We start from the raw sequence: 22,403 nt of genomic DNA on the forward strand, positions 1-22,403 counted from the left end.
TTTCTTCATTCTGTGATGCTGGTCGCGATGAGCGGCAATTGCATCCCCCCATTTTGAATTTGCAGCATGGGTGCGGGCGTGCCGAACCCTGTGGTGGTGTTAATTGATGGGGTGCCGTTCGTTTCTTGTGAACGTTCGGTGTTACTGCCGCCAGCGTCAGCCTGTTGTTGAATGACCAGCGTAGATGACAAGTCAAGGCTTTGCGGTTGTGCCGAGGCCTGAGGAGGCAGCAAGGACGACTGGACCTGTGTGATCGTGTTGCGAACCTCCTGGGTCGCCGTCACGACTGGTATGACAACGGGAGGTACAACGGGAGCAACCACGGGCGGATCGATGACGACAACAGGGGCGGGCGTGATGCTGGCGGATGCGGTGGCTTGTCCGGTGATGCGGTAGTTGCCAGCATCGGCTCCGCCATAGGTGCTGTTCAGATTGACCGTCTTGCCGGTGGCCACTGTGGCGTCAGAGAATGCACCCGTCGCAGAAACCGTGACCACGTCTGAGCCCAGCTTGCCCGCCAGCGTGGCATTGCTGGCGTTGACCGTGGCGGCCGTGGTGCCGTCAAAAACCTTGTCGGCTGCCGTGATGCCACTGACCGTGATCGTTGCTGGCGTGATGCTGGCTGCCAGCGCGTTGGGGTTCACGATGCTGTAGTTGCCTGCATCGGCGCCGGTCAGCGTGTAGCCACTGACGGTCACCGATTTGTTGGTACCGACATTCTTGTCCGCGAATTGACCAACTCCCGTGCCACTCAGCGAGACGGCATCGCCCCCAATCGCCGCAGAAAGAGCCGCCGTGCCACTCAGCGCTGCCGCTGTGGTCGCGTCGTAGACCTTATCGACCGCCGACAAGCCTGAAAGCAGCAGTGTGGCCTTGCCGATGGTCGCGGTCAGACCGATGGGCTGGGTGATGATGTAGTTGCTTGCATCCGTTCCGCTCAAGCTGTAACCCGCAACCGTCACAGTCTTATTCGTGCCCGCGTCTTTGGTGGCAAAGCTACCCGTGCCGCTGCCCGACAGAGTGACGGCGTCACCCACGATGATGCCGGCGTAATTCACGTTCGTCGTGTCAAGGGTCGCCGAGGTGGTTGCATCGTAAGTTTTGTCGGCGGCTGTAATGCCCGTCAGCGTAATGCCCTTGGGCGTCACGGCGTAACTGCTGCCACTGCTGCTAAGCACGTTGTAGTTGCTGGCGAGCCCGCCATTGCTGCTGCTGCCCAAGCTGAGGCCGGTGACGCTGCTGAGCACCGAGCCCGTTTGCACATCTTTGCTGGCCAGATTGGAGACGTCACCCGAGCCCGTGACCGTGAAGGTTTCCCCTGCCACACCGGTGGCCGTGAGTGTGCTGCCAGCCGCCGTGGTGCTGCCGTCATAGACCTTGGTACCACTCAAGACGACGTTGGCCTGGTTGATGGTGGCTGTGACACTGGTCGGTTGCACCACGCTGTAGTTGTTGGCGTCGGTGCCGGTCAGCGTATAGCCGGTGACGGTGACGGCCTTGTTGGTGCCAGCATTGGCATCGACAAAGTTGCCCGTACCAAAACCCGTAACAGAAACGACATCAGCCCCAATGGCCGTCACGCTGGCAGTACCGGTCAGTGAAGCCGAGGTTGTGGCGTCGTAGGTTTTATTTGCGGCGGATACGCCCGACACCACCAGGTCGGCCTTGCTGATCGTTGCCGTCAGCCCTGTTGGCTGCGAGATCACATAGTTGCCGGCATCGGATCCGCTCAAGCTGTAGCCAGACACGGTGACGGTTTTGCTCGTTCCGGCGTCTTTCGTCGAAAAAGTGCCGGTCCCCGTGCCGCTGAGGGTGAGGTTGTCACCCGTGACGATGCCCGAGTAACTGACATTGCTGGTGTTGAGGGTTGCCGCTGTTGTCCCGTCATAGGTCTTGTCAGCGGCGCTGATGCCGGCCAGCGTGATGCCTTTGGCCGTCACGCTATAGCTGCTGCTGCCGGCGCTCAGCACGTTGTAGTTGCTGGACAAGCCGCCATTGCTGCTGGTGCCCAAACTGAGGCCGGTGACGCTGCTGAGCACAGAGCCACTCTGCACATTCTTGCTGGTCAGGTTGGAGGAGTCGCCTGTGCCGGTGACGGTGAAGGTCTGGCCCGCCACGCCGGTGGCCGTCAACGTGCTGCCCGCTACCTCGGTGCTGCCGTCGTAGACCTTGGTGCCGCTCAAGATCAGGTCGGCTTTGTTGATGGTGGCGGTCATGGTGGGCTGCACCACGTTGTAGTTGTTGGCGTCCGTGCCGGACAGCGTATAGCCGGTCACGGTGATGCTCTTGGCGGCTCCGGCATTGGCATCGGCAAAGCTGCCTGTACCTGTGCCCACGACAGACACAACATCGGTATTCAGCGCGGTGACGCTTGCCGTGCCGGTGAGCGTGGCGGGGGTCGTGGCATCGAAGGTTTTATCTACGCCAGATATGCCGGATACCGTGAGGTCTGCCTTGCTGATCGTCGCCGTCAGGCCGGTGGGCTGCGTGACGACATAGTTGCCCGCATCCGATCCGCTCAGCGTGTAGCCCGAGACCGTCACCGTTTTGTTGGTGCCCGCGTCTTTGGTGGCAAAGCTACCCGTGCCGCTGCCGCTCAAAGAGACACTGTCGCCAGAGATCAGGCCCCCATAGGTGATCCCGCTGGTATTGAGCGTGGCCGATGTTGTCGCGTCGTAGACCTTGTCAGAGGCGGTGATGCCGCTCAGTGTGAGTCCTTTGGCGGTCACGGTATAGCTGCTGCCGGAGGTGCTCAGCACGTTGTAGTTGCTGGACAAGCCGCCATTGCTGCTGCTGCCCAGTGTCAGTCCGCTCACACTGCTGAGCGCAGAGCCGGTTTGCACATTTTTGCTGGCCAGATTGGCGGCGTTGCCTGTACCGGTGACGGTAAAGGTCTGGCCGGCTACTCCGGTGGCGGTCAGCGTGCTGCCCGCTACCGTTGTGGTGCCGTCATAGGTCTTGGTGCCGCTGAGTGTGAGGTCCGCCTTGTTGATCGTGGCCGTCAAGCCGGTGGGCTGGGTCAGGATGTAGTTGTTGGCATCGGTGCCGGTGAGGCCGAGGCCGGTCACGGTGACAGACTTGCTGACGCCGGCGTTGGCGTCGGCGAAGCTTGCTGTGCCGCCCGTCAGCGATACGCTGTCACCACTGATGAGGCTGGCGGCCACACTGCCAGTGCCGGAAAGCGTGGCCGTGGTGGTGCCGTCATAGGTTTTGTTATTGGCCGTGACGCCACTGGCACTGATGGTTTTGGCCGTGATCGAGGCGGTCTTGCTATCCAGGCCATTCAGGGCATACTTGGACGCATTGGTACCGGAAAGCGTGACGCCGGTGACAGTAACGGTTTTGTTAATACCGACATTCTTGGTGTCGAATAGCACAGTGGGGCTGCTGGTATCGACCGTGACGCCAGAAGGCAGGGTGATCGGCAACAACCCACTGATGGTGCCCGTAAGCAAACCGTCGTAGGTCTTGTTCGCAACCGTTCCCCCCATGTTGATCAGCATGTAGGCGTTGAAATTATGGGGGCTGGCGCTGGTACCGTAGCCGTTGAAGATCTGGAAGGTGTTGGTTGAATCCTTTAATGCCAGGAAATCGGTCGGCGAGCTGTAGCTGGTCGGGTTGTAGTAGATCGTGAAGGTGCCGCTGGTCCCTGCGTAGACGTTTGAGTCCTGGCTGAAAATGGCTGTGCCGACGCCGGTGCCGGTATTGTCGGCACGCAGCACAATACTGCCTGGCCCCTGATTAACGTCGATATTGGCCGTGCCTTGCAGCTCGATATTGCGATAGGCGCTCAGGGTCAGCGTGGTGTTGGCGGTCCAGGCGTTACCCCCCAACAGAGCGCCGTTGACGAGGATGATGTCGCCGTTGCCCGTGTGCCCGGCAGGGCAAGGGGAGACGTTGACGCAAGAGACTGCGGTGCCGGTCTTGATCGTGACGTTGCCGTTTTGCAGGGCCATCGTGATGATGGCCGCATCGATATCGCTGTCGCCCGGGCTAAAACCGCCAATGGTCAGATCCTGAGGATCAAGCAACCATTCGCCGGCGGCACCTTGCGCTGCGCGGGTGGTGACCGAGGCGCTATTCCCCACTTTTAGCACTTGCTTGCCGGAGGTTTCCACCGCACCACCGTTACCGCCGTATTGCCCGCCCTGGGCCGAGATGCTGCCATCGAAATGGGTGGTGCCGTCCGACCAGACCACCACCTTGCCGCCGTTGCCGGTGCCAATGGCATCGGCATTGATCGTTGTGCCGGCACTGACCGTGGTGGTTTTGGCATTCTGCTCCAGGCCCAAACCTTGATAGTTACCCCCGCCGAGCACCGTGCCGCCGCCGGCATCGCCGGAGGCGTCAATGCTGCCGGAGAGATTGACCGTACCGCCCAATATCTTGACCATGCCGCCGGTTTCACCGGCCAGCTTGCCCGATGCATCCAGGGTGCCGCTGTTGGTGGCGGTGCCGGCACTGCCGGCCTCCAACACAATCGTGCCTCCGACGTTTTGAACGCTGCGCGCCTGGATGATGCCGGTGTTGTTGACCACGCTGGCCAGCACCGCGTCCTTGGCACCGGCGGAGAGCCATACCGTGCCGCGGTCGGCCTGGATCAAACCACCGTTTTCGGCCAGGTTGTTGAGCGTGCTCTGGTTGACTTGCAGCTTGACCAGGCTATCGCCCGAAAACGACAACGTGACATCGCTGCCCGCACCCTGGGCCACGGCACCCGCTGTTGCGCTGATGGTGCCCTGGTTGCTCACGGTATTGCCAATGAGGGCAACGTAGCCGCCATTGGCTGCGGTGATGCTGCCTTGGTTGACGATGCTGCCGGTGCCCGTGCCGCTGAAATTGCGCGTGGCGGCATTGATGCTGGCGTCATTGATATCGAGCGTGGAGGCCACCAGGCCACCCACGTTGATTTGCGACCCGACACCAAACAACACGCCATTGGGGTTGATCAGATAGACCTGTCCGTTGGCATTGAGGTGGCCAAAGAACTGCGTGCCGTGGGTGTCGCTGATGCGGTTGACGGCAATGGCACTGGCCGACGGCTGAACGAAGTTCACCGTCTCTTGGCTGGTGGTATTGAAAGACTGCCAACCCAACGACAGGTTCTGGCTTGACTGCGTCACCGTGGTGGTGTTGCCGCTCTGGCTGATGGTGCCGCTGCCGGCTGTGACCTGGCCACCTACGGGCCCAGCCATGGCCATCTGTGCGGTGGCCAGTAAGGTGCTGGCGATGAGCAGTCGATTCGCTGACTTTCCCCGGCCTTTTGTACGTTCCGAAACAATTACCCAGGTCTGGGTCAACTGGCTCCAGATGAGTCGATAAATTCTGTTCATTGAAGCATGGCCCATGTCGGGTTCCCTGGTTGGCAGAATGAGGTGTAACGTAATGTTTGCCAATGCATTCTAGACAGCATAGATATCTATCAATGCTGTCGTTTAATTTTCACAACAGTGAGCCTCACGGGTCTTTGAGGTCATTGCGATTCGGCCGGTTTAGACCGCCTCGAAGGCGAGCGGGCTGACACCGTCATGCGTGCCAGTTGAACTGCTGCCTACACCATGTAACCTGTGAATCCGATAGCGCCGTCTATCGAACTCTGCTTGAGTCCACCCAAGCCATCCCCTGGATTGATCACGGCCAGTATGGGCTGAGGTACGGTCATCCCACAGCCGGTCAGGACCTACGGCTATTGATCGACCAGGTGGGCAGTCGGCTATGCAAGGCCAAGCGGGCAGGGCTGAACCAAATCGTGTTGGTTGCCTGATGTAGCACCCAGGCTCTTTCTCAAGCTATGGCATGGCGAGAAGAGATGTGAGGTGCGCTATGTAGGGGCGCGACGATTTCACTCCGCTTGGATCTCCCCCTTGCGAATCACCTCATTCCACCTCGCAATCTCCCCGGAGATGCGTTGAGACAACTCTTGCGGTGTGCTGCCAATCGGCTCAAACCCCATGGATTTGAGCTTGGCTTGCATCTCACCCTGGCGTATCGATGTTCTCAAAACGGTGCTGATTTTCTCGACGACAGGGGCAGTAATTCCCTTGGGGGCAAGACGACCAAACAGGGGCATGGTGTCCAACCGATGTCGAAACTCTCGTTTGGATTGGGTGGCTTACAGTTTTGTGCGCCAGAATGAGCCTAGCCCTCGGCCGCGAAGTTCAAGATGCCAGTTTTTGATGGCGGCTAAACTCAAAGCGCTGCCTTCGGCCAGAAGCAGCCCCTCGCTCCAACCATTCCCGCTGAATCTGGAGACCTATGAACAGCCTGGCTTATGTTCGCCATCACTATGTTCCGCAGTTCTTGCTTCATGAATGGGAATGCGGAACGGACAGCAAACTAACCGTGTTCAGCCGCTCATTCAACGGGACACTGCTTGCCAATCGGAGAACCGCGGCAGGCATCGGTTATGAAAAAAATCTCTACACAACGGAGTCAATGCAAACCTCGGAGCGAGATGTCAGCATTGAGCGAGATTTCTTTGGTCCGCATATCGACGAGCATGGTGCGATAGCTCATAAAAAGATGCTGCAGGGAGGCATCTCATCCATGTCAGACATCAACAATGGGTATTGGGCCCAATTTCTCGTTGCACAGTACATGCGGGTCCCGCGCACGATTCAGACTCTCAAGCAAATGGCGCGTGAGGCTTTGGACGAACAACTCAACGCCGACCCGGACTACGCCCGCGTGGAAGGGTTAACCAAGACGCTTGATACCCGTGAATGGGTTGAGAAATATTTGCCGCAGGCCTATGACCAACTTTCCATTGGTGGACTTCCTACTTTCATCCAGCAGCCCAGGCTTCTCGGCGAGATGCATCATGGGCGATGGGATATCAAGAGCATCGCCCCTAGTTGCCCGTTCACCTTTCTCCTGGGCGACCACCCGCTAATAATTAGGGGGGAGCTGAGTTCTCAGTTCGTAATGGCGTTACCACTGACTCCACGAAAGATTTTCTTCCATTCGGAACTAGCGGGTACGACATATCGAGACTGGTTTAGCTTGTCGGATGCCGCCTTCGTGAAACGTGCAAACCTTGAAACAGTGGCATTTTCCTCCCGGTATGTGATGGCGCGTGACAATAGCCAAATGGCGTTCGTTGACCGACGCTTGCGTCCTAGGCCTGATACACAACCTAACGACGATTGACGGCCAAGATTGGTCATTGAGCTAGCTCCTCCGAACCAAGGAATACGATGAAAGTAGAAGGTCAGTGCCAATGCGGCGCCATTGAATTCGAAGCAGAAGTTCAACCAGGCACCGTGACAGTCTGTCATTGCCTCGACTGCCAGACGCATTCCGGCTCTGCTTTCAGAGTCAACATCTCTGCCTCTGCAGCCGGATTTAATCTAATCAAGGGCGCGCCTCGAACGTACATCAAGACAACCGCCAGTGGTACGAAGCGTCTTCTTGCATTCTGTGAGAACTGTGGCAGTCCCTTGTATGCCTGTGCCGTAGAAAATCCGCAGGCCTACTCATTACGCACTGGTGTCCTGAAACAGCGTAATGAATTAGGTACACCACATCGAGAGATTTGGGCACAACGGCGTCGCTCATGGGTTCAGCTTCCCATGGTGAGCGAATCACACGACGGCCAACCATAATTTTAAAATAATCTGCGGACCGTGACCGTTAAAGGCCATGCGTGTAACCCAGACCTAGGACATATCCGGCGGGATACGGCCAATACCGGTCTGTCGATGTGGCAGCCAGATTGCGGCTACTTGGCACGACTCTAGACCCGAAGGGGCTGTCTCTAAATTGCATTCGACCGCAAATGAAAGTAGTAGATGGGCGCAAATGACTTCAAAGCTCGATTTACGCGATGGAGCGACTACAGCGAGAAGAGTTGTAGCAAGTCTAATTTTTGTCGCTGCTTCAGCTACGAGCGGCTTGGTTTATTGCCAAGCGAAAGCCGAGAGGGGCGAAGATAAGAGCTTTTTGGACGAAGAACAGAAGGCGGCTCCAAACCACTTTCATCTTTCCCGCTTGGCCAATAACGCAGGAATGGACCAACTAATAAGGGGGAATTACGCTGAGGCGGAGCGTATGCTTCAACAGGCGTTGAGCTTAATCAGAAAAATTCCTCTTGAGCCTATCCCGTCGAATCCTCCGCTTTTGACCGGAAGCGATGCTGCGACCTACCAAGATGCCGTGGCACGTGTCACGCTTGAAGGCTCCATTGCCCATAATCTTGGTCAAGTCTTCTTTCGGCAGAAAAAGTACAGCCAAGCAGAGCCCATGTACAAGCTGTCTATAGCTGCTGCCGAAGCCGATCCCCGCAAGGCCCTTCTCAAAGCGTATCTACTTGATCTTGAAGCTCTTTATATAGCCATGGGAAACGAAGAGCTAACCAGAGGGACTCGCAAGCGCATTCGGTTAACGGAAGCAACGCGGTGACAGACTCGATATCCGATTCTTTCTCTTCACATTACCTTAGACCGACATGCCAGTTGGAGCATCACATGCCGAGGCAGTTTTCTACTTCTGGATGCCACTTGTCATCTCTGGCCTGCTAGCTCTCTTACTGTTTCTTGGGTGGCGGCGGTTCTTCGCGCTCATCGGTGCCCTTGTCTCATTTGCTATATATCTAGCAATAGGGGTCGCCTCACTTCACAATATTATTGGAGCCATGATGCTCTTGTTTGGCGGATGGGCGGCCGTTGTTTTTCTTCTCTTGGCTCTTTACTTCAGCACGCAAGGTGTGACGCGACTGATAGCCACCATAAGAAGATTTTCCCATCTTCTAATGTCTAAGAAGCGCTACATCCTATTGTTGATTGCGGTAGGAATTGGGCTATTTGTCAGCAGGCCATAGGCCGCTCTAAAGCCTGGGCTAGGTCCGCTTTGGAGAAGGCCCAGGTCCGTTCAGGGCACACAGTCGTCTTCCGCATCGCCTCAAAGCGACCGTTCATACGATGCTACCGCCCTCAAGTAACTACCCCATTACCGTCGTCCGAACCTCCACCACGGTTTGCTTGGAGAGTCACTTGATGTTGCTGGAGCCAAGGATGAGGCGACTCCACTTAACGACTGGGCGCAAATTGAATTCCAAACGATGGCGTCCAGCGGCATGATCCTTGCCCCGTCAATTTTGCCCGTAAACACCGGGTGAGGAGCGAAGCCGAAGAACTGTCCGCTGGAGCGTGAAACGCCCCTCTCTTTGAGCAGGGCGACCCCATTGCTCAGGAGGCTCTGCTCCTGCCAAGACGGAGTGTTCATCAACGCTGCAAACTCCGCCTGATTCGCTGCCACTTTATGGACACCACCTTCTAGCACGTCCAGTTTTTCAACTTCACCAGACCTGCGTTCAAAGAATAGGTCACCGAAAACCGAGGCACCTATCGGTCCAACCTGACCAATGACCACGAGCGGCCACTCTAAAAGCAGCGTACTGAAATCGAGGTTTGCCGCGTCGACGAATAGTTCCTCCCAAGTCAGTGAACTCATGGGTAAAGGGTTAGATTGCTGGGGGCAGCAAGAGACGGGTTTTGGCCGGATTCTGCCTGAACCCTGGCCAGTTCAGTCGGACCTATCACATTCCTTCGCTGCGCGCCTGTCAACGACCGCTATTGGGCCGTTTGCTGAACGGGGACTGGTGGCCGCTACGGGGCGAGAGGGCGTCGCCGAAGGTGAAGAACATTTGGGTCGCCATACTAGTGCCCGTCTGGACTAGAGGATCATCATTGCGGCCGCCCAGGTGGAAGCGGGGCGAGCTCCATCCGGTTCCGTCCCTTGCGCTTCGATGCGTACAGGGCTTCGTCGGCCCGCTTGAGCCAATGTGACAGCTCCGTTGCAGGCTGGTCGAACAAGGTCGCACCAATGCTCAGCGACACGGGCTCCGGTGTCACGAACAACTCACGCGCTTGCTGCGCGAACGACTCGCGCAGGTCCTGGCCCAGCGCCTGCGCGGCCGCACCGGAGACGTTGCGCAGCATGATCACGAACTCGTCCCCGCCCAGCCGCGCGGCCAGCGCGCCATGGGGCAGTGCGCCGCGGATGAGGTCGCTCAGGGTCACCAGCAATCGGTCGCCGGCGGCATGACCGTGCAGGTCGTTGACCTGCTTGAAGTGGTCGATGTCGATCAGTAGCAGGGCGCCGGGACTGGTCGGCGAGGCCTGCATCAGCAGTTCCGGTGCGCGCAGATAGAGCTCGCGGCGGTTGTCCAGCGCGGTCAGGGGGTCACGGGCGGCGATCTGCGCGATACGCTCCTCGCGGCGATGGCGCTCGGTGCCGGTCATGGACATCGCGAGCAGCATGATCGCCATTGCGCCTTCCACCAGCGAGACCAGGATCATCGCGCCTTGGAAACTGGCTAGGTTGACGAAGGCGTGCGGCGCCACGGTCGAGGCGGCCTTGGCGACGTAGAACAGGCCGTGCGCCAGCAGGACGGAGCGCAACTGCGCCGCGCCCACACTCAGCGCGCCGCCATGCGGGCGCAGCAGCAGGGCGGCGCGCAAGGTGATGACGGCGATGAGCAGCGACTGGATGCCCAGCATCGCCTTGGACCACCAGGGCCCGTCGGGCAGAAACAGCATCGCCAGCCAGATGACGGCCAGCAGCCACCAGGCGCGCGGCAGCCGGGTGCGCGTGAATCTGGCGACGCCGGCCAGAAACAGCCAGTGGGCCACGATCAGCATGCCGTTGGGGAACCAGATGCCGACCAGCACATAACCACTGGAGCGCAGCAGGGCCAGCACGCTGCCCACGGCGATGATGGCAAACCCCGCGCTCCAGAGTAGTAGCGAACGTTCGCGCACGCTGCTCCATTCGGCGGTCAGGTACAGCGCCGAAGCGGCGGCCATGGCCGCAGTGAGGACGAGAAGGGTGAAGGGGTCGAGAACCATGGACGAGAGATGTATCGGCGCGGGCGGACTCCGTAAGAGAGCCGCTCGGCCAGGAGCCATGCGCGGAGGCCGATCAGTTGCTCGGCGAAGACGGTCGAGGCCGTGGCATTGAAATGGAACGGGGCAGCGCGCGAGGCACATTATCGCAGGATGCTGATTTCCAGGCATCTCTTGTGGGCTGCGCCGCTGGGAGGGCGAAACGGATCGGGCCGGGCATCAGGAGAGGATGTCCGAGGCTGTTCCCGTGGCGTTCCGCAGGCAGTTTTCGTTGGTTTGCCGCATCCTGAGGGCCGGGTGACCTTCGCAGGCACTAGGGTGCGCGCCTTACAAGCCCGCCCGCGTGCGTGTAGACCACCAGCAGATGACGGAGCCAATGGTCACCATGGCAACGCCTTGCCAAAACGATGAAGAGGGCGCCGTGCTCAGCCAAACACTGGCGAGCAGCACTGACAAGACGGGGGTGAAGTAAGAGGCCACGGCCAGCAGTGTCAAGTTGCCTTTTTGAATGCCGTGGTTCCAAGCCGAGTAGGCGGTTGCCATGAACGCGCCCATCACCACGACTTGGGCCACTCCGCCAAAGGTGAAATGCAGCGCCGGCTCCGGGCTTAAAGCGTAAAGAATCCAGAGAATGAGGGCGGTGCCCAACAAGAACAATGGCACGCCGCTTTTGCCATCGCCAAATTTCTTTGTCAGAACCGAATAGGCGGCCCACAAGATGGCCGCACCGCCAGCAAGCCCGTAGGCCACCGGGTTGTTCTGCAGGTTGGATAGCAGTGTTGCGGGCGACCAGTCGCCATCGCCTTTCATGACCCAAACAAGGCCAGCGAAGCTCAAAGCCGCCCCTGGAAACAAGGCCCAATTGCTTTTTTGCTGCTTGAATATGACCGCCAGCACAATGGTCAGGCAAGGCCACATGTAGTTCATCATGCCAAGCTCCAACGCCTGCGCACGGTTAGCCGCCAGCCCGAGCGAAAGCGCCAGGAAGATCTCGTAGGTGATGAACAAAGCACCGCCCACAAAGAGATAGACGCGGTTGAAGGCGCCGGGCCGCGGAACGCCGAGCACTACTGCGGCCAGTATCCCGCCCACGCTGAAAATCATGGCAGCCCCGCCTGTGGGGCCGAGCAACTCCGAGATACTGCGAATGAGACCGACGGTTGAACTCCACAACACAACCGCGACGAGTCCTGTGAGTGTTCCTGCTTTTTCTTGCTTAAGGTCGGGTGAGGTGACTGCTGTTATCTTCATTGTGGTTGGGGAAAAATGACTCGGGCCGACCCCGCTGGAGCCAACTGCAAAGACTGTATTTGAAACGATAGCTGAGACGGCCAGGCGGCCTGTGGTCAGCCAGGCCGTGTCGTCTGCACCAAGCACGGCGGGGCACTGAGCGGGCTCCACCCAATCCAAATGATGCGTGGAGGCATTACTTCAAATCTTTCGTCAAAGATTCTTCCAGTGTTTGCCTGATGAACTGCGGCTTGTCGTCGATAGCCATACAAGCCTGCGGCTGCAGTTGCTCTTTGGAGTGTGCTTTGCTCGAAAAATAGAGGTGTTCGCAATCGCAACGCAGTGTCGCGACGACAGCCTTGGTGCGAGCGTTTTTGACTTCGGCCTTCCAACATGCATCTGCACAGCCACAGGAGCGATATTCCAGTATCTGACCATCAACAGGCCATGGCAGTCTGTAGGTTCTCGTGCCGCCTGCGGCTATGGCGATGCTTGCGACTGTGGATAAGGCCAAAGCAGCGGTTGGCCATCGAATCGTTTTCATATTGCGCGCATCTTGAAGAACTGTGGACGCACGCGTTGACCGTTGCACTTCAAACGCTTTTTCAAACGCTCAAGGCCCCGCGAAAGCCGCGCGCGGCGTAGTAGGACTGCACACCGTTGTGGTACGTGAAGACTTGGCCGTAACGCCGATCGCAAAACAACGCGCCACCCAGTTTGCGGATGGCGGGTGGCGTCGCGATCCAACTGGAGGTTTTGAGGTCGAACTCGCCCAATGTCTGGAGTTGGCGGTACTGTTCTTCGGTGAGGAGCGTGATGCCCATGGCTGCTGCCACGTCCATGGCGCCGCCTGCGGGTTTGTTTTCTTTGCGCGCGTTCAAGGCTTCTGCGTCGTAGCACAGGCTTCTGCGTCCTTGGGGACTTTCAGCGGCGCAATCGCAGAAGATGATTTCACCGTTCTTGGCCGCAGACCCAATCACATCGGGTTCGCCGCCGGTCTCTTCCATTTCGTGCAATGACTGCAACTTGGCTGGGCTGGCCAGCAGGCGGGCCTCTACATCGACCCACTTGACGTCGGCATGCCGATGCATGTTCTTCTCAAACCGCGCTTTCAATGTCTTCAGCAGACTCTCGCGTTCTTGGGCTTTCATGTCTTGACTCCTCTGGAGTGTGATGTGAGCACGGCTTAAATGGTCATGCTCGGATAAACAGTGTGGCCGATGTTAGCGAGGCCGTCCGCGCGCGTGCTTAATGCCATTCCCTATGTTCAACGGTGAGGGGCGGCCGTACATTTTCAGCACCAACACCCAGCAGCGCCATGAAAATTCAGAAGATCGACATTATCGAAGCCGTGGTCCCATTTGAAGACGGCGGCACGGGCATGGGCGTGACCCCCACGCGCTGGAACACGCTCGAATTTGTGTTGGTGCGCGTGGAGACCGATACCGGCCTCGTGGGCTGGGGCGAGTGTTTTGCGTACTCGTGCCGGCAGGCCGTGGCAGCGGCGGCGCGCACCATGGTGGCGCCGTTGTTGCAGGGCCGCGAGTTGCCTGCTACGCCTGAAGGGTTGACGCTGGAGTTGCAGCGCAAGCTGCACATCTTTGGGCGCTATGGCATCACCATGTTTGCCATCTCGGGCTTCGACATCGCGCTGTGGGACATTGCGGCCCAGGCCGTGGGCCAGCCCCTGAGCGCCTTGCTGGGACCTGCGCAGCGCACGGAGGTGTCGGCCTACGCCAGTCTCACGCGTTACGGCGACGTGGCGCTGGTCGACAAATATTGCCGCCAAGCGATGGCGCAGGGTTACCGCCACGTCAAGCTGCACGAGGTCGACCCGGACGTGATTCGCGCCGGGCGGCGGGCGTGTGGGCCGGGCATTCACATCTCTGTTGACGTGAACTGCAGTTGGACTGAAGCCGGTGCCTTGGAGCGCGTAGCCACACTGCAAGAGGCGGATGTGGCGTGGGTGGAAGAGCCGGTGTTTCCGCCCGAGGCCATTCGCGCACAGGCGAATATCAACCACCGCTTCCCCGTGGGCGCTGGTGAAAACGCCTGCACGCGCCACGAGTTTGCGCGCATGCTGGAGGCTGGCGCGGTAACGTACCCGCAGCCGTCGGTGACCAAGGTGGGCGGCATCACGGAGTTCATGGCCGTGGTGCAACTTGCTGGCCAACATGGTCTCACGCCCATGCCGCATTCGCCGTACTTCGGCCCCGGCTATTTCGCCACGCTGCATCTGCTGGCGGGGATACCGGGTGCGCCATTGCCAGAGCCTTTGTTCGAGCACTTGTACATTGAGCCGCACGCCGATTTCGCCTTGGGCGGTACGCCGTTGCCGCAGCAGGGCAAGGTCAAAATTCCAATCACGCCGGGGCTGGGCTTTGCGCCTGACATGGACGTGTTGGAGCGTTTTAGGGTGTGATGGTGCGCATGTGTTAAGGATGGCCCGTGCCATGCGCTATCCTGCCGCATGCCATCGAAGATTGAAGCCAGTTTGGCCAGTATTGACCGCTTTATCGATGCCCTGTGGCTCGAAGAAGGCTTGTCTAAAAACACTCTCAGCGCCTACCGGCGCGATTTGAATTTGTACGTGCGCTGGCTGGACCCCAACGGCAAGTCGCTTGACCACACTGCCGAGGCCGACTTGCAGGCGTACTTTGCGGCGCGCCATAGCAACACCAAAGCGACATCGGCCAACCGGCGGCTCACGGTGTTCAAGCGCTACTTTCGCTGGGCACTGCGCGAAGGGCTGATTGCGGTTGACCCCACGCTGAAGATGAACGCCGCGCGCCAAGCCTTGCGCGTGCCCAAGACCCTGAGCGAAGCACAAGTGGAGGCGCTGCTGAACGCACCTGACGTGGGGAGCACGCTGGGCCTGCGCGACCGCGCCATGATCGAGCTGATGTACGCCAGCGGCCTGCGTGTGAGCGAGCTGGTGCAAATCAAAACCTACCACCTGGGCTTGAACGAGGGCGTGTTGCGCACCATGGGCAAAGGCAGCAAGGAACGCCTGGTGCCGTTTGGCGATGTGGCACGCGAATGGCTGCAACGCTATATGGAAGAGGGCCGGCCCGCACTGCTGGCCGGGCGGCAGACGGACGACCTGTTCATCACCCACCGTGGCAGCAAGGCCGGCCGCGCCATGACGCGCATGATGTTCTGGCTCATCGTGCGCAAATATGCGCTGGTGGCGGGCATTCATGTGGCCCTGTCGCCGCACACGTTGCGCCACGCGTTTGCCACCCATTTGCTGAACCACGGCGCCGATTTGCGTGCCGTGCAAATGCTGCTGGGGCATGCCGATATTTCCACCACCACGATCTACACGCACGTGGCGCGCGAGCGGCTGAAGTCGCTGCATGCCGAGCACCATCCGCGCGGCTGAACGGACTGCGGGGACTTGGCGAGTCGCGGCGGTGTCTTGCTGCAGCTTGGCCGAAAATAAGAACTCTTTTTGTTTTTGGAATTCTTGTGATGTCTCAACTGCCCATGTCATTTCGCCGCCGCCATTGGCTCGCCGCCGCCGCTGGAGCCGCACTGACAACCTTGCCGGGCTTGGGCCAAGCGCAACCTGCCTGGCCATCGCGCAACATTCGCATCATCGTGGCCTACCCACCGGGCGGCGTCAGCGACAACATCTCACGCGCCCTGGGTGACAAGCTCAGCGCCCAACTGGGCACACCGGTGGTGGTGGAAAACCGCGCGGGCGCGGGCGGCAGCATCGGCATGGACGCGGTGGCCAAGGCTGCACCGGATGGCTACACGCTGGGTTTCTCCAGCATCAGCCCGCTGGCGCTGAACCCGCATCTGGGCAAGCTGGCGTACGACCCGGCCAAAGACATTGCCCCCGTGGCCAGCGTGATGTACTCGCCCGTGGTGCTGTTGGCCACCAGCGCTTTCCAGGGCAAAGATTTCAAAGACGTGGTGGCGCAATCGAAAGCCAAACCCGGCAGCGTGCGCTGGTCGACCTCGGGCCTGGCCACCGTTGGCCACATCATGCTGGAGCAGATTCAGCACACCGCTGGCATTGAACTCACGCACGTGCCCTACAAGGGTGCCGGGCAGCAACTCACCGATGCGTTGAGCGGTCAGTTTGAATTGATCTCCACGAACCTGAGCGCGGCGCTGGTACAGCACATCAAGTCAGGCAAGTTGCGGCCGCTGGCGGTGGGGGCGCCCACGCGTGTGGAAGTGTTGGCGCAAGTGCCTACGTTGGCCGAGCTGGGTTTTCCGGCGGCCAATATGACGTCGCTGTTCGGCATTTTTGCGGCAGCCGCCACGCCAGCACCGGTGCTGCAGCGCTTGAATGCCGAGATCAACAAGGCCCTGGCCTTGCCCGACCTGCGCGAGCGCTTGCTGGCGGCCGACAACGTGCCCACGGGCGGCAGTCAGGCCGACTTTGCAAAGCAGATCGCGCAGGAATCGGCAAACACCGCCCGCATCATCAAGGCGGCGAACATCAAGTTGGATTGAGCTCACGGCACCACCGCAGCAGCGCTGCGGCGGGGAAACGGCCTGACCGTTCTTAGCCTTCGGCGGTCAGCGACTCGGCCCAGGCCAGGGCCTGCAAGTGGGCCCAGTTCACTTGTTTATTCGACAGGTGCAAGGCGTTCGCCGTGCGTGCAAACACTTCGTCGTTGCCGCTCTCGCAAGCCTCGGTCAGCTCCAGGAACGGGGCGAACACACCTTGGCGGTGCAGCAGGGCGTCGAGCACGGGTTGGGGCAAGGCTACCGACTCAAGAGCTTTCTCCAGCGGTACACCCAGCATGGTGTCGAGCAGCGAGAACACGCCCACCACAAAGGCGTTGTCGCATTCTTCGGGCGATAACAATTCTGCTGCCAGCAGCTCCATCAAGCGGCCGCGCACCACGGCGGTTTGGCCCACGGCCTGGTCTGAGCCACTGCTGCGCGAGGTGGTCATGAGCAAGGCCGCCCAGCGGAACAGCTTCTTCAGGCCGAGGATCATCACCGCGTGGCGGAACGAGGTGATTTCGCAGCTCAAGCCAAAGCCGGACGAGTTGATGAAGCGCAGCAGGTTGAACGACAGCGCCGGGTCTTTTTTCAGCAGTTCTTCAATTTCGGCCGTGGTGGCTTGTTTGCGCACCAGGTTGATGAGCTGCAGGATGGTGGCTTGTGACGGGCGGATTTGCTGCGCCTTCACCACCGAAGGTTTGGCAAACCAGTAGCCCTGGAACAGCTTGATGCCGTAGCTGGCCAGCAGCTTGTGTTGCTCGGCGGTTTCGACCTTTTCGGCGATGAGTTGTGCCGTGGTGTTGGCCTGCGCAAAGCGCACAAAAGGCAACACCATGTCGGGCTTCAAGGCCACCATGTCGAGCTTGACGAACGACGCCAGCGCGCGCCACGAGGCGTAGCCGCGCGTCAGCACCGTGTGGTTGAAGGCGAAGCGGAACCCGCGCTTGCGCAACTCTTCCAGCAGCACGGCGCGGGCTTCGATTTCTTCTACCGCACCGCCGGCCACGGGTGGCACTTCCAGCACCACTTTGTCGGGGTGCACCAGCTCCAGGTGGCCGCCGGCCAGGCTGTCGAGTGTGCAGTTGATGAACACCAGCTTTTTACCGACCAGCGCCTCGGTGTCAGAGAACGACAGCGCGTTGAACAGCAGCGCGGCATCGCTTTCGGCGGTGTGGGCGTCTACGGCCAAAGAGCGGTCGAACAGCTCGTAGCCGAAAACGCCTCGGTTTTCGTCGACGATGGCCTGGCGGGCGATCACGGCATGGGTGCCTGATTCAGCCTCAAGGGACTGGCGCATCGAAGAAAGCTGGTCGGGAATCGTGGACATTGGAGCGGTGGTGCGGGTGGTGACTTGATTCTAAAGAAGAACCAAAGTCACTCCTTGGAGGTTGGTAACACAGTGCAAATCGGGGCGATCTAGTGGACGTCCCGCAGAGGTTTTGACGAGGGGCTTATTCCAGTGGCAGGTTGTCGGCCCAGAGTAGGGCGTCCATGTGCGCCATGTTGATCTGCTGATTGTTTAGCCCCAGCGCGCGTGCGGCGCTGGCAAAAGCGTTGTCGTCGACGTTTTCGCATGCCAGGGTCAGGCGCAGCATTTCGCCATAGGGGCCGCTTTGGTGTTCGATGGCGTTGGTGATGTCGTCGGGCAGAGGCAGCAGGTTGAGGGCCTGGGCCATGGGCACGCGCAAGATCACGTCCAGCAGCGAGAACATGCCCACCACAAACGCGGTGTCGCGGTCTTCTTGAGGGCGGTCGGCCGCCGTGGCCAGTAGCTCCATCAGACGGCCGCGCACGATGGCCGTGGCCGACAAGGCCACACCTTGCGAGTCCGACAAGGCGGTGCTGAGCAGCAACGCGGCCCAGCGGAACAGCCGTTTCATGCCCAGCAGCATCACCGCCTGGCGGAACGAGGTGATTTCCTGGCGCATGCCAAAGCCGGCGGAGTTGATCAGGCGCAGCAGGTTGAAGCCGAGCAGGGTGTCGCGCTTGAGCACGTCTTCGATCTCGTCGATGTCGGCGTTGGTGCGCACCAGGTTGACCAATTGCAGGATGGTCGCCTGGCCGGGCGACATCACCTTGGCCATGATTTCGGTGGGCTTGGCAAACCAGTAGCCTTGGAACAGCTCCACGCCGTATGACGCCAGCGCCTTGAATTGTTCTTCGGTCTCGACCTTTTCGGCCACGATGCGGGCCTGCGGTGCGCGGCTCAAGGCGGCGGCCACCACGGCTTGCAACTGCGTGGCGGGCAGGGCGGCCACGTTGAGCTTCACAAAGTCGGCCAGGTTTTGCCACGAGCCATAAGCCGGCGCCAGCAGCACGTGGCTGAAAGCCAGGCGGAAACCACGGGCGCGCAATTCATCTAACGCCTGGGCCCGACCCTGAATGTTGGCCTGCTCGTGACCGTCTACCGAGCGTACTTCCAGCACGATTTGCTCGGCGGGCAGCAAGTCGAGGTGGCCACCGGCCAAAGTCTCGTGGGTGCAGTTGACAAACACGGTGCGGTCGCCGATCAGCGACTCTCCCGAGGCGTTGGTCAGCGCGCTGAACACCATGGCCATGTCGGTGGCGGCGGTGTGTACGGCGTCGATCACCGAGCGGTTGTACAGCTCGTAGCCAAAAACGTTGCCATCTTTGTCGACGATGGGCTGGCGCGCCATCAGCGCATAGTGCGCGGCAGGGTCGGTGGCCTTGTCGGTGGAGGAATCAGAGTTGAGTCGGTCGCTGGGGTTCGTCATGTCTTGATGATGTCTTGTGGCCGGGCTTCCGTTCGAGAAAAACAGGTTGAACAGGGTCTAAGCACCTGATCTGCATTGTCTGGCGAATTTGTCTTGTGCCGTATTGTTGCAGCGAACTAGCAACAACGCCGCTATTGCGCGCTACTCCGTTAAAAAGGCCAGTTCAACATCTGAGAAACCCGCTGCACGCCGTGCCCGGGCATTAAAAGGCGGGCGTAGCTTGGGGGCTTGGTAGCGTTCGGTCAGCACGCCATAGTGCGCCACGGGGTCAAAACCGGCACGTTCGCAGCACCAGCGGTACCAGTGGTTGCCAATGGCCACGTGGCCGACTTCTTCGCGCAGCACGATGTCCAGAATGTCGACCGCCGCCAGCGCGTCGGGCGTGGCCACGCGGCGCAGTTTGTCCTGAATCAGCGGTGTGGCGTCCAACCCCCGGGCCTCCAGGGTGCGCGGCACCAGGGCCATGCGGGCCACGATGTCATCGCTGGTTTTGTCGCACATGGTCCACAGACCGTCGTGTGCGGGAAAGTTGCCATAGTCCCAGTGCTGGATGCCGTCGGTCAAGGTCTGCAGGTGCGCGCGCAGCAGGGTGAAGTGTTTGGCCTCCTCGGCGGCCACGCGCAACCAGTCGAGATAATAGGCGGGCGGCATATCGTCGAAGCGCCAAACCGCGTCGAGTGCCAGGTTGATGGCGTTGAACTCGATGTGCGCAATGCTGTGGATCAGCGCCGCACGGCCTTCCAGGATGAAAAGCGAGCGTTGCGGCTTTTTGATGCGCTCGAACAACTCCGGGCGGCTGGGGCGGCCGGGCACCTCTGGCGGCATTGACCAAACGCCTTTTGCTATTGAAAGAGAAGCTGCCTGCGCATACAGGTCATACGTAGCGGCCACTTTTTCTTCGGGATTGACGAGGCACAGGGCATGCAGGGCAGATTGGCGGAGGTCCATCGCTATGATTGTAAAAAAATCCCACGAACAGAAACCCAGGAGATCAGCCATGGCCATTTACGAACTCGACGGCGTTGCCCCCCAAATCGCCCCCACCGCCTGGGTGGCGGACAGCGCCCAGGTGATGGGCACCGTCACTTTGGAGGAGGGCAGCAGCCTGTGGTTTGGGGTGGTGGCGCGGGGCGACAGCGACCACATCACCGTGGGCAGGGGCTCCAACGTGCAAGATTTGAGCGTTTTGCATGCCGATCACGGCGTGCCGCTGGTCATTGGCGAAAACGTCACCATCGGCCACAAGGTGATGCTGCACGGCTGCACCATCGGCGATGAATCCTTGATCGGCATTGGCGCCATCGTGCTCAATGGCGCCAAGATCGGCAAAAACTGCCTGGTGGGCGCGGGTTCGCTGGTCACCGAGGGCAAAGAGTTCCCCGATGGCTCGATGATTCTGGGCAGCCCCGCCAAGGTGGTGCGCCAACTTACACCCGAGCAGATCGCCGGCCTGCGTCGCAGCGCAGAGCATTACCAAGAGAACGCGCGGCGATTTCGGGCGGGATTGAAGAAGATTGGCTGAACCCTTTGAGCGTGTGCGTTAGCCCCCTGCCGGGTAAACCTTAAACCACACCAGCAGCAACACCGCCGCCGCCGCCGCCCACGCCACCGTGGCGAGCAGCAGGGTATTGATCAAGCTCACGCGCACGCTGAGCCAATACACCGTAAACAAATACACCGCATAGGGCACCAGCGACCAAAGGCCGAACAGGGCTGTAGTGCGCAGCGCGGCGGCGGAGCGTTCGCTGCCCACGATGTAGTGCGCGATCAGCGCGAAAGTGGGGAACAGCGGCACCAGCCCCGCGATGAAGAAGCTTTTGGACTTGGAGAGTAGGGCGATCACCAGTACGGCAAGCGCACCTAATGAGCATTTCAGAATCAGCGAGAACATGGAGGACGGTGTTTGGAGTGGGCGTGCAGGTGAGCCGCAAATTCTAGGGGGCCGCGTCCGGCTATGGGCAGGCAGGGGTGTCGTGGCGTCGTGAACTCCATACAATCCCCGTTAACTCCCCCATTTTGATCGTGCCCCGTGCGCTGCCGATTGTTCGCAGCCGCTGTGGCCGACCTTTTCACACGAGGACAACGCGTGTCTGAACTCCATAAATTCCTATTCGACGGCCTGCCAGTGCGCGGCTCCATTGTGCGTTTGACCGATGCCTGGCAAGAGATCTTGAAGCGCCGTGCTTCGAACACCACGGTGGAGGGCTACCCCGCCCCCGTGGCCGAGTTGCTGGGCGAGATGACGGCTGCAGCGGTGCTGATGCAGTCGAACATCAAGTTCGACGGCGCGCTGGTGTTACAGGTGTTTGGCGACGGCCCGGTCAAGCTGGCTGTGGTCGAGGTGCAGCCCGACATGGCGTTTCGCACCACCGCCAGCGTGATGGGCGACGTGCCCGCCGACGCCACGCTGAGCACCATGGTCAACCAGCACAACGAAGGCCGCTGCGCCATCACGCTCGATCCGAAAACCAAGTTCCCCGGCCAGCAGCCGTACCAGGGCGTGGTGCCGTTGTATGGCGACAAGCGCGAGAAGCTGGAAAAGGTGAGCGACGTGCTGCAGCACTACATGCTGCAGAGCGAGCAACTCGACACGTTGCTGGTGCTGGCTGCCGATGAAAAAACCGCTGCCGGCCTGTTGATCCAGCGCCTGCCCGCCAAGGGCGAAGGCAACCTGGCGGCCGGTGCCGAGGCCAACGAAGACGGCATCGGCATCAACGAAGATTACAACCGCATTGCACACTTGGCCTCCACGCTGAAGCGCGAAGAGCTGCTGTCGCTCGACGTCGACACGATTTTGCGCCGCCTGTTCTGGGAAGAGCAGGTGTTGATGTTCACGCCGCACATCGGTGCCACCGCGCCACGCTTTCACTGCACCTGCAGCCGCGAGCGCGTGGGCTCGATGATCCAGTCGCTGGGCCGCGACGAGGTGGAAAGCATCTTGTCGGAGCGCGAGGACGTGGAAGTTGGGTGCGAGTTCTGCGGCCAGATGTACCGCTTTGATGCGGTGGACGCGGCGCAGTTGTTTGTCAAGCCGGATGTCACCTTGCCTGGGCCGTCTTCGGTTCAGTGATGGCTTGATGTGCTGCGGGCCCGCCCGGGTGCCGCCTGAATACCGTCCAGA

20 protein-coding genes and 1 pseudogene are annotated in these 22,403 nt (G+C 60.1%); 8 read left to right on the forward strand and 13 right to left on the reverse strand.

Translation table 11 applies throughout. The features are described from left to right. Positions 1-5: 5 nt before the first annotated feature. The 3 genes and pseudogenes from ACPWMG_RS10060 to ACPWMG_RS10070 all read right to left on the reverse strand — a co-directional run bounded on the left by ACPWMG_RS10060 (position 6) and on the right by ACPWMG_RS10070 (position 6,070). Positions 6-5,195 (reverse strand): YDG domain-containing protein, encoded by a 5,190-nt coding sequence (locus ACPWMG_RS10060; RefSeq protein ID WP_483305223.1) that lies wholly within the window; start codon positions 5,193-5,195, stop codon positions 6-8. 57 nt (positions 5,196-5,252) lie between these two features. Continuing rightward, positions 5,253-5,348 (reverse strand): annotated as a pseudogene (locus ACPWMG_RS10065) (ESPR domain-containing protein); the annotation flags it as partial. A gap of 494 nt (positions 5,349-5,842) precedes the next feature. Next, on the reverse strand, positions 5,843-6,070 hold the full coding sequence (locus tag ACPWMG_RS10070) for a tripartite tricarboxylate transporter substrate-binding protein (protein WP_483304502.1): 228 nt from the start codon (positions 6,068-6,070) through the stop codon (positions 5,843-5,845). A 185-nt stretch (positions 6,071-6,255) separates the two neighbouring features. Between ACPWMG_RS10070 and ACPWMG_RS10075 the strand changes: the two genes are divergently transcribed. From ACPWMG_RS10075 to ACPWMG_RS10085, 3 genes are all read left to right on the forward strand, one after another. Further along, a complete protein-coding gene (locus ACPWMG_RS10075) occupies positions 6,256-7,149 on the forward strand; it encodes a DUF4238 domain-containing protein (RefSeq protein ID WP_483304503.1) in 894 nt (297 codons plus the stop codon). A 47-nt stretch (positions 7,150-7,196) separates the two neighbouring features. Continuing rightward, complete coding sequence (locus ACPWMG_RS10080; RefSeq protein ID WP_483304504.1) at positions 7,197-7,604, forward strand: GFA family protein; 408 nt, start codon at positions 7,197-7,199, stop codon at positions 7,602-7,604. A gap of 196 nt (positions 7,605-7,800) precedes the next feature. After that, entirely contained in the window at positions 7,801-8,400 is a 600-nt protein-coding gene (locus ACPWMG_RS10085) for a tetratricopeptide repeat protein (protein WP_483304505.1), read from the forward strand. Positions 8,401-8,608: 208 nt separating this feature from the next. Here ACPWMG_RS10085 and ACPWMG_RS10090 read toward each other — a convergent pair whose 3' ends face one another. From ACPWMG_RS10090 to ACPWMG_RS10115, 6 genes are all read right to left on the reverse strand, one after another. Beyond that, the gene (locus tag ACPWMG_RS10090) at positions 8,609-8,743 is read right to left on the reverse strand and encodes a hypothetical protein (protein ID WP_483304506.1); all 135 of its coding nucleotides are present in this window, start codon (positions 8,741-8,743) and stop codon (positions 8,609-8,611) included. 203 nt (positions 8,744-8,946) lie between these two features. Then, a complete protein-coding gene (locus tag ACPWMG_RS10095; protein WP_483304507.1) occupies positions 8,947-9,450 on the reverse strand; it encodes a hypothetical protein in 504 nt (167 codons plus the stop codon). A 233-nt stretch (positions 9,451-9,683) separates the two neighbouring features. Continuing rightward, positions 9,684-10,847 (reverse strand): GGDEF domain-containing protein, encoded by a 1,164-nt coding sequence (locus ACPWMG_RS10100; RefSeq protein ID WP_483304508.1) that lies wholly within the window; start codon positions 10,845-10,847, stop codon positions 9,684-9,686. A gap of 324 nt (positions 10,848-11,171) precedes the next feature. Next, a complete protein-coding gene (yddG, locus tag ACPWMG_RS10105; protein WP_483304509.1) occupies positions 11,172-12,221 on the reverse strand; it encodes an aromatic amino acid DMT transporter YddG in 1,050 nt (349 codons plus the stop codon). 49 nt (positions 12,222-12,270) lie between these two features. After that, on the reverse strand, positions 12,271-12,618 hold the full coding sequence (locus ACPWMG_RS10110) for a hypothetical protein (protein WP_483304510.1): 348 nt from the start codon (positions 12,616-12,618) through the stop codon (positions 12,271-12,273). A 61-nt stretch (positions 12,619-12,679) separates the two neighbouring features. Next, positions 12,680-13,225, reverse strand: coding sequence for a DUF4256 domain-containing protein (locus tag ACPWMG_RS10115; protein WP_483304511.1), 546 nt, complete (start codon positions 13,223-13,225; stop codon positions 12,680-12,682). A gap of 167 nt (positions 13,226-13,392) precedes the next feature. Here ACPWMG_RS10115 and ACPWMG_RS10120 point away from each other — a divergent pair, with 167 nt between their 5' ends. The 3 genes from ACPWMG_RS10120 (at position 13,393) to ACPWMG_RS10130 (ending at position 16,547) form a co-directional block, all read left to right on the forward strand. Continuing rightward, positions 13,393-14,496 (forward strand): mandelate racemase/muconate lactonizing enzyme family protein, encoded by a 1,104-nt coding sequence (locus tag ACPWMG_RS10120; protein WP_483304512.1) that lies wholly within the window; start codon positions 13,393-13,395, stop codon positions 14,494-14,496. A 48-nt stretch (positions 14,497-14,544) separates the two neighbouring features. Beyond that, positions 14,545-15,459 (forward strand): site-specific tyrosine recombinase XerD, encoded by a 915-nt coding sequence (gene xerD / locus ACPWMG_RS10125; RefSeq protein WP_483304513.1) that lies wholly within the window; start codon positions 14,545-14,547, stop codon positions 15,457-15,459. A gap of 89 nt (positions 15,460-15,548) precedes the next feature. Continuing rightward, positions 15,549-16,547: a Bug family tripartite tricarboxylate transporter substrate binding protein gene (locus ACPWMG_RS10130; RefSeq protein ID WP_483304514.1), complete on the forward strand. Its 999-nt coding sequence runs from the start codon at positions 15,549-15,551 to the stop codon at positions 16,545-16,547. Positions 16,548-16,599: 52 nt separating this feature from the next. Here ACPWMG_RS10130 and ACPWMG_RS10135 read toward each other — a convergent pair whose 3' ends face one another. The 3 genes from ACPWMG_RS10135 to ACPWMG_RS10145 form a co-directional block, all read right to left on the reverse strand. Further along, positions 16,600-17,874, reverse strand: a complete 1,275-nt coding sequence (locus ACPWMG_RS10135) for an EAL and HDOD domain-containing protein (RefSeq protein ID WP_483304515.1) — start codon at positions 17,872-17,874, stop codon at positions 16,600-16,602. A gap of 124 nt (positions 17,875-17,998) precedes the next feature. After that, positions 17,999-19,282, reverse strand: a complete 1,284-nt coding sequence (locus tag ACPWMG_RS10140; RefSeq protein ID WP_483304516.1) for an EAL and HDOD domain-containing protein — start codon at positions 19,280-19,282, stop codon at positions 17,999-18,001. A gap of 141 nt (positions 19,283-19,423) precedes the next feature. Then, entirely contained in the window at positions 19,424-20,230 is an 807-nt protein-coding gene (locus ACPWMG_RS10145) for a ferritin-like domain-containing protein (protein WP_483304517.1), read from the reverse strand. 49 nt (positions 20,231-20,279) lie between these two features. Here ACPWMG_RS10145 and ACPWMG_RS10150 point away from each other — a divergent pair, with 49 nt between their 5' ends. After that, a complete protein-coding gene (locus ACPWMG_RS10150; protein WP_483304518.1) occupies positions 20,280-20,804 on the forward strand; it encodes a gamma carbonic anhydrase family protein in 525 nt (174 codons plus the stop codon). An 18-nt stretch (positions 20,805-20,822) separates the two neighbouring features. On the opposite strand, the gene ACPWMG_RS10155 is transcribed toward ACPWMG_RS10150, so the two are convergent. Then, positions 20,823-21,173 (reverse strand): GlpM family protein, encoded by a 351-nt coding sequence (locus tag ACPWMG_RS10155; RefSeq protein WP_483304519.1) that lies wholly within the window; start codon positions 21,171-21,173, stop codon positions 20,823-20,825. Between the two features lie 195 nt (positions 21,174-21,368). On the opposite strand from ACPWMG_RS10155, the gene hslO reads away from it, so the two are divergent. Further along, a complete protein-coding gene (gene hslO / locus ACPWMG_RS10160) occupies positions 21,369-22,352 on the forward strand; it encodes an Hsp33 family molecular chaperone HslO (RefSeq protein WP_483304520.1) in 984 nt (327 codons plus the stop codon). Positions 22,353-22,403: the final 51 nt, after the last annotated feature.

The organism is Hydrophilobacter chitinilyticus, assembly GCF_049860745.1.
Taxonomy (GTDB): Bacteria; Pseudomonadota; Gammaproteobacteria; order Burkholderiales; family Burkholderiaceae_C; genus Rhodoferax_B.

What these genes read in the sequence shown, in the direction of transcription:
- ACPWMG_RS10120 (WP_483304512.1), top strand. Translation starts at nt 13,393, where the DNA reads ATGAAAATTCAGAAGATCGACATTATCGAAGCCGTGGTCCCATTTGAA.
- ACPWMG_RS10085 (WP_483304505.1), top strand. Translation starts at nt 7,801, where the DNA reads ATGACTTCAAAGCTCGATTTACGCGATGGAGCGACTACAGCGAGAAGA.
- xerD (WP_483304513.1), top strand. Translation starts at nt 14,545, where the DNA reads ATGCCATCGAAGATTGAAGCCAGTTTGGCCAGTATTGACCGCTTTATC.
- ACPWMG_RS10100 (WP_483304508.1), bottom strand. Translation starts at nt 10,847, where the DNA reads ATGGTTCTCGACCCCTTCACCCTTCTCGTCCTCACTGCGGCCATGGCC.
- ACPWMG_RS10095 (WP_483304507.1), bottom strand. Translation starts at nt 9,450, where the DNA reads ATGAGTTCACTGACTTGGGAGGAACTATTCGTCGACGCGGCAAACCTC.
- ACPWMG_RS10145 (WP_483304517.1), bottom strand. Translation starts at nt 20,230, where the DNA reads ATGGACCTCCGCCAATCTGCCCTGCATGCCCTGTGCCTCGTCAATCCC.
- ACPWMG_RS10090 (WP_483304506.1), bottom strand. Translation starts at nt 8,743, where the DNA reads ATGGGAAAATCTTCTTATGGTGGCTATCAGTCGCGTCACACCTTGCGT.
- ACPWMG_RS10140 (WP_483304516.1), bottom strand. Translation starts at nt 19,282, where the DNA reads ATGACGAACCCCAGCGACCGACTCAACTCTGATTCCTCCACCGACAAG.
- ACPWMG_RS10130 (WP_483304514.1), top strand. Translation starts at nt 15,549, where the DNA reads ATGTCTCAACTGCCCATGTCATTTCGCCGCCGCCATTGGCTCGCCGCC.
- ACPWMG_RS10060 (WP_483305223.1), bottom strand. Translation starts at nt 5,195, where the DNA reads ATGGCTGGGCCCGTAGGTGGCCAGGTCACAGCCGGCAGCGGCACCATC.
- ACPWMG_RS10075 (WP_483304503.1), top strand. Translation starts at nt 6,256, where the DNA reads ATGAACAGCCTGGCTTATGTTCGCCATCACTATGTTCCGCAGTTCTTG.
- ACPWMG_RS10135 (WP_483304515.1), bottom strand. Translation starts at nt 17,874, where the DNA reads ATGTCCACGATTCCCGACCAGCTTTCTTCGATGCGCCAGTCCCTTGAG.
- ACPWMG_RS10110 (WP_483304510.1), bottom strand. Translation starts at nt 12,618, where the DNA reads ATGAAAACGATTCGATGGCCAACCGCTGCTTTGGCCTTATCCACAGTC.
- ACPWMG_RS10155 (WP_483304519.1), bottom strand. Translation starts at nt 21,173, where the DNA reads ATGTTCTCGCTGATTCTGAAATGCTCATTAGGTGCGCTTGCCGTACTG.
- ACPWMG_RS10070 (WP_483304502.1), bottom strand. Translation starts at nt 6,070, where the DNA reads ATGCCCCTGTTTGGTCGTCTTGCCCCCAAGGGAATTACTGCCCCTGTC.
- ACPWMG_RS10150 (WP_483304518.1), top strand. Translation starts at nt 20,280, where the DNA reads ATGGCCATTTACGAACTCGACGGCGTTGCCCCCCAAATCGCCCCCACC.
- ACPWMG_RS10115 (WP_483304511.1), bottom strand. Translation starts at nt 13,225, where the DNA reads ATGAAAGCCCAAGAACGCGAGAGTCTGCTGAAGACATTGAAAGCGCGG.
- ACPWMG_RS10080 (WP_483304504.1), top strand. Translation starts at nt 7,197, where the DNA reads ATGAAAGTAGAAGGTCAGTGCCAATGCGGCGCCATTGAATTCGAAGCA.